General features: G+C 33.8%; 4 protein-coding genes and 2 pseudogenes. 2 read left to right on the plus strand and 4 right to left on the minus strand.

What is annotated here, in order from left to right; translation table 11 throughout:
• The 3 genes and pseudogenes from CBW18_RS21085 to CBW18_RS21100 form a co-directional block, all read right to left on the minus strand.
• Nucleotides 1-270: pseudogene (locus CBW18_RS21085) on the minus strand (ATP-binding protein); the annotation flags it as partial.
• Between the two features lie 479 nt (nt 271-749).
• The gene (locus CBW18_RS21095) at nt 750-1,187 is read right to left on the minus strand and encodes a hypothetical protein (protein WP_088303349.1); all 438 of its coding nucleotides are present in this window, start codon (nt 1,185-1,187) and stop codon (nt 750-752) included.
• Nucleotides 1,188-1,252: 65 nt separating this feature from the next.
• The gene (locus CBW18_RS21100; protein WP_088303350.1) at nt 1,253-1,897 is read right to left on the minus strand and encodes a hypothetical protein; all 645 of its coding nucleotides are present in this window, start codon (nt 1,895-1,897) and stop codon (nt 1,253-1,255) included.
• Nucleotides 1,898-2,185: 288 nt separating this feature from the next.
• Between CBW18_RS21100 and CBW18_RS21105 the strand changes: the two genes are divergently transcribed.
• Entirely contained in the window at nt 2,186-4,420 is a 2,235-nt protein-coding gene (locus tag CBW18_RS21105; protein WP_253249110.1) for a peptidase domain-containing ABC transporter, read from the plus strand.
• 24 nt (nt 4,421-4,444) lie between these two features.
• Complete coding sequence (locus CBW18_RS21110) at nt 4,445-5,761, plus strand: HlyD family secretion protein (protein ID WP_088303352.1); 1,317 nt, start codon at nt 4,445-4,447, stop codon at nt 5,759-5,761.
• A 45-nt stretch (nt 5,762-5,806) separates the two neighbouring features.
• Here CBW18_RS21110 and CBW18_RS21115 read toward each other — a convergent pair.
• Nucleotides 5,807-6,150, minus strand: a pseudogene (locus CBW18_RS21115) (magnesium chelatase); the annotation flags it as partial.

Genomic DNA, 6,150 nt, shown 5'->3' on the forward strand with positions numbered 1-6,150 from the left:
ATGATTATAAAAACCGCAGGGGCATGGATTCATGGAAGCCACCAGCATAAAGCTTGCAGGATATTCAACTGAGAAGCGTGCCCTAGAAATGGCTACTTTACGGTCTTCCAGGGGTTGCCGCATTACTTCTAAAACAGTTCGTTTAAACTCTGGCAATTCATCTAAAAACAATACCCCGTTATGTGCCAGAGAAATTTCTCCCGGTTGAGGGTTGATTCCGCCGCCAACCAGAGCAACATCAGAAATGGTATGGTGTGGAGAGCAATTTGGTGAGCTGATTTTTTTGATTAATATAAAATCTCATGAGCTGAAATCATTTTTTTCCTTAACATACTGGTACATTGTTAAGGCTTTGAAAGTTGAAGGTTTTTTGTAACGGTCTAGTACTGCTTATTATATCGAATATAACGTTCAGTACTAGACAATACATTCTCTAGCGAGTGAAAAAAAATAGAGCTATTTATTTAATCAAATTCTATTATGTGATTTATAATTTATCCATCGAATTTTCTCTGTTAAGACCGCTAAAATAAATGAAACAATAATGTAATTAATTGTCAGAAAAAAAGTATTCATTTTTACTCCAAAAGAATCTCTTAAAACGATCAAAGGATAGGAGAAAAATGTCATGAGACCTTTGAAAATTTTGGCAACTGCCCCGTGTTCATTTTGTGTATTTGCCCACCCAGCGTAAATTATGAGAATGAGGAAAAAGTAAAATAAAGCGAAAAGAAATAATGGTTTAAGTTTCATGGCAAAAATGCAAATATTCTTGTGATATATTCAAATTTAGACAGGTTCAAATATCTGTCAATATTTAAAAGCTTTGGATAGAGTAGATTATTTATAATTATTTCGCCTGAATGTGTGATTATTATGGCATAATAATAGTCCTCCCCAGGATATCTACCTGTTGAATAGCCAGTTTTGGCATATGACTGAGACATGTACAATTCTATTTTTATAATATCTTCATCTTTTATAGTCTTTAATGTATTCCCTTCAAAAACCATTAATCCATCCTCACTAAATTCTATCTTTATACCTTTAGCTTGTAAATAGTAAGTATAATGAAGGATTATTGTAGGAGAAAAAATAATAATATAAAAAATTGTAAAACATACCATAAACAATTCGAAATTTCTAAACTGCATTATCAAAGTGAATACAGTTACTACGAAATACATTATGATAAGAAATAAATTTTCCTTTATTAAAAGATAATGATTTTTTAAAGTTACACAATTCATTATTATGGTGTAGGGAGGCCTCCATTGCCATAGTTATTAACAAAATTACCCCATAGTCTATTTAATGTTTCTAGAGTCACATCATATGCATATTCTGCCCCTGCACCAGCAGCAGTTACAAGAAGACCAACTACTACAGCTGTGCCGCCAGATGCAGCCGCTGCACCTGCTAAAATTGCTGTGCCTGTAGTACCTGTTCTAATTGTGAATCTAATTCCATCCATATCACCTATATTATTGTTATAGTGATTAATTAATGCAGCTGAATCAAATGCAAAACCAGCTGTTGATGCAGCTAAACTTAACTTTCCAAAAGCCTTTGCAGCACCTAAGTTATCTGCACTCAATGCCAATATAGTTGATTCATCAGCCAAATATCCTAGGTTTTGGAACGTTTGGGATAAATTTACACTTCCACTTCCTGTGGCGCCACCTACATTATCTCCGAATATAGCTTGCCCCTGACTGTTCATAGTAAATTGTCCGAGAAAGCCACTCCAGTCATAAGTTTGATTAGTACCATAGATGGTAACAGTTCCCAATTCGCCTACATATTCTAATCCACCCTTTATTGATGATGCTTTAGATGGTGACAACATCTCGTACTCATTCTCTAATTGAGCGAAATTTAATTTAGATTTATTCATAATTCTAGATTTGTTTTATCCGCCAATAATAACAAAATAAATTCATTTTACAATTTTCATCATCTCTGTATATAATAATACCATTATTGATCACGAAAAATCCTTTGCAAGACTAGCAAATTCTTAATCTAGGCGTTTCAATTAATTTTCGAAAAATATTCCTTTAAAAATAAAAAATGACTTTCTTTGCCCTCTTGAAAAATCGCAATCTCTATTTAAAACGTAGACGTTTTGTAATTGAAAAAGCAAGTTATTGAGAAAAATCTAAAGTAATTACTCCCAACTAAATTGACAAAATTAAGTCCTTTTCCTATTGATAGGCAATTAGACATGATGGATTGCGGTCCTGCATGTCTAAAAATGCTATCCAAATTTTATGGTAAATTTTATTCTCTCCAGTATTTACGTGATAAATGCAATATTACAAGAGAAGGCGTTTCTTTTCTAGATCTAAGCCATGCAGCTGAAGATATAGGTTTAAGATCAATTTCCATTAATTGTGCGGTAGATGATTTATTGTTTAAGATTCCGCTCCCAGTAATAGTCCATTGGAATAACAGTCACTTTGTAATTGTTTACAAAGTAAGCTCACAAAAAAGAAAAGGAAGTATAAATGGCTTTGTAAATGGCACTATTTACGTAGCCGACCCAGCGAAAGGTCATATTAAATATAATATTCAGGAGTTTGCGAAAAGGTGGTTAAACGAATCAGGCAAAAATGGAGCTTTGATGGCGTTTGAGCCTCAGGCTTCATTCTACGAAAGAAAAGAGAATGAAAAACAAAATAGAAAAGAAACTTATGCTCATTTTTTCAAATACTTTATTCCCTACAAAAAAAGCTTTTTAAATCTTTTTGCAATCATGCTCCTTGTAACAATACTACAAGGCTTATTACCGTTCATCAGCAAAGCAATAATAGATGTTGGTATACAAACACACGATATAGATTTTATAAATATTGTCCTAATTGCAAATATTGCTATTGTCATAAGTATTCTTTTAAGTAATCTAGTTCGTGATTGGATACTATTACACATTACTTCACGGTTAAACATCATGTTGATTTCAGATTATCTCATAAAACTAATGCGACTTCCTATAACATTTTTTGAGAATAAGATGACTGGAGACATTCTTCAACGAGCACAGGACCATGAGCGCATTCGAGGCTTTATTATGAATAACTCTCTGAATATGTTATTCTCGGCATTAACATTTGCCGTATTTGCAATAATTATGTTTATCTATAATCCGATAATATTTTATATTTTCATAGCAGGTAGCTTCATATACGTTGGATGGGTAATGGGTTTCTTGAGTGTCCGGAAAAAACTAGATTGGGAATATTTTGAGCTTGTTAGCAAAAATCAGAGTTATTGGGTTGAGACAATTGGTAGCATTCAAGATATAAAGATTAATAATTACGAAAAACAGAAGAGATGGAAGTGGGAGGAGATACAAGCGAGGCTATACAAGGTTAACCTAAGGGTACTAAGTGTAACTAATACACAAAACTTAGGTGCTCAATTTATTGACACAATAAAAAATTTGTTCATTACTTTCTATTGTGCAAAAGCAGTTATAAACGGGGAAATTACGTTCGGAGTAATGATTTCCACACAATTTATTATTGGAATGTTGAATGCACCCGTTGTTCAGTTCATACAATTTATTATATCCTATCAGTCTGCAAAACTGAGTTTTTTGAGATTAAATGAAATACATCAGCTCGAAGATGAACATGATACTGTAGGTAATAACAATGTTCAATTACCCGAAAGCAAAAGTTTGGTAATAAATAATGTCATGTTTCAGTATAGTCCTAATAGTAAAATGGTATTACAGGGTATTCGATTGATCATTCCCGAGGGTAAAGTCACAGCAATAGTTGGTGATAGTGGCAGCGGTAAATCAACATTTCTGAAACTATTGCTGCGGTTATATAAACCTAGTTACGGAGAGATTTTACTAGGTAATATGAATATCAATAATATTAGTTTAAGGCAGTGGAGAGATAAGTGCGGTGCGGTAATGCAAGACGGAAAAATATTCAATGATACGATCATGAATAATATTGTTTTAGATGCTGAAAAAATTGACTACGTGAAGTTGAAGAAGGCATTAAATACTGCGAATATAGCTCAGGAAATTGAACAACTTCCACTAGGTTACCAAACGATGATGGGAGAACAAGGCCGGGGGCTTAGTGGAGGTCAAAAACAACGGATTCTTATCGCGAGAGCATTATACAAAGATCCGGATTATTTATTTTTTGATGAAGCAACAAATAGCCTTGATACAATCAATGAACAGAAAATAGTGTCTGCATTAGATGATGTTTTTAAAGAAAAAACGGTTATTGTTGTTGCTCACAGGTTAAGCACAATTCGGAAAGCGGATCAAATCGTAGTTATGAGAGGCGGTGTTGTGGTTGAAATTGGTAACCACAATACGCTTGTTGAGCAAGGCGGTTATTATAACCAATTGGTACAATCTCAAACTGAATTGAGCATTGTAAGTTAGAATCAAATATATGGTAATTTAAATATGAATGATGAAAATTTTTACTTTCCTAATGAGCGAACTGAAGAGGTACAACACATAATTGAACGAATGCCAACGCGCTTTGGATTTTGGATTTCAATAATAGTTTTGTTCCTTTTTATTTTAATATTTGTTTTTGGCTGGCTTGTCAGATATCCTGATGTTGTTACAGGTGAGATTAGTATTAACACAACTAATTCCCCATTAAAACTCATATCAAACAGCAGTGGCAAACTTAAGCTTAGTAGGATAAACTCCGCAGATCAAGTTAAAGAAGGTCAAATATTAGCCTATATTGAAAACCCCACAAATCCAAAAACCTTATTTTATATAGATAGTTTACTAAAAAGGTCCAACCTAAATACTGATGAAATACTAGCAGTAAAAAATAAACTTCCTAGGAATGCCTCTTTAGGTGAACTTAATGTTAAGTATTACGCTTTTGTAAGAAGTCTTCAAGAATTATTGAATTTCAAAGAAGATAAACTTTTAGAAAGTCAAACTATAAATTTTGCGAACGTACTTAACGAGCAGAAAGAAGCAGTAAGTACTTCAAACAGTAGAGTCGAAATGGCTAAGAATAACTTGCTATATGCAAATAAATTTTACAAGAGAGATTCTTTGCTTTTTACAAAAAAAGTAATAAGCGAAGCGGAGTTAGACAAAAGCCAATTGAATTATCTTTCAAGCAAAGATGGTTTGGAGAGTGCAATAAATAATTTAATTAATTCTAAACAAAATGCTCAGCAAACTGAAAGCAAAATTCAAGAGCTAAATATACAGAAACCAGAGAAAGAGCGGGAACTTCGAATGATCCTTGTGTCTGCTTACAACGATCTTGTAGATAACATTAAAACTTGGGAGCAAAAATATGTTTTCAAAGCTCCGTTCTCTGGCAAAGTACAATTTCTGAAATTTTATAAAGAAAATCAATTCGTACAGTCTAGTGAGGAGGTCTTCAAAATTTTACCTAAGGAAGAAAAGGTTTTTGGACAAGTTATTTTACCTGCGAGAGGGACGGGAAAAATAAAGATAGGGCAAGAAGTTATAATCAAATTAGATAATTACCCTTACATGGAGTATGGATCGATTACCGGAAAAATTAGATCTATTTCACTTACAACAAATACCACAAGAACTGAAAAATCAGATATAGAAACTTATATGGTAGTTGTTGATTTCCCCCATCAGTTGGAGACAAACTATGGTACAAAACTGGATTTTAGAGCTGAAGCCAAAGGCTCAGCTGAAATTATAACAAATGATCGTCGTCTAATCCATCGATTCTTTGATAACTTAAAATATGTTTTAAAGAAATAAATTTCAAGTTTAAACCATGTATATTGCGCTATTCATGATAATTGTTTACCCAGCCCATCCATCACGGTCTAAACTTCTGTAATTAATTGATTCTGCCAAATGCTCTAGCGCCACATTTTCGCTGCCATCTAGGTCTGCAATGGTTCTAGCTACTTTTAAAATCCGGTCGTATGCGCGGGCAGATAAACCCAAACTTTCCATGGCTGATTTTAGCAGCGCCGTTCCTGCTTCACTGATCTGACAAACTTTGCGCACCATTTTCGGGCTCATTTGTGCATTGTAGTGCAAATCTGCTTTGCCAGCAAAGCGTTGATCCTGAATTTCTCTGGCCTGTATAACCCGTTTCCGGATGTGTTCGCTTTTTTCCGCTACGCGGGATGAAGCCAGCT

Origin of the sequence: Pedobacter sp. AJM (genome assembly GCF_002197755.1) — a bacterium.
Lineage (GTDB): Bacteria > Bacteroidota > Bacteroidia > Sphingobacteriales > Sphingobacteriaceae > Pedobacter.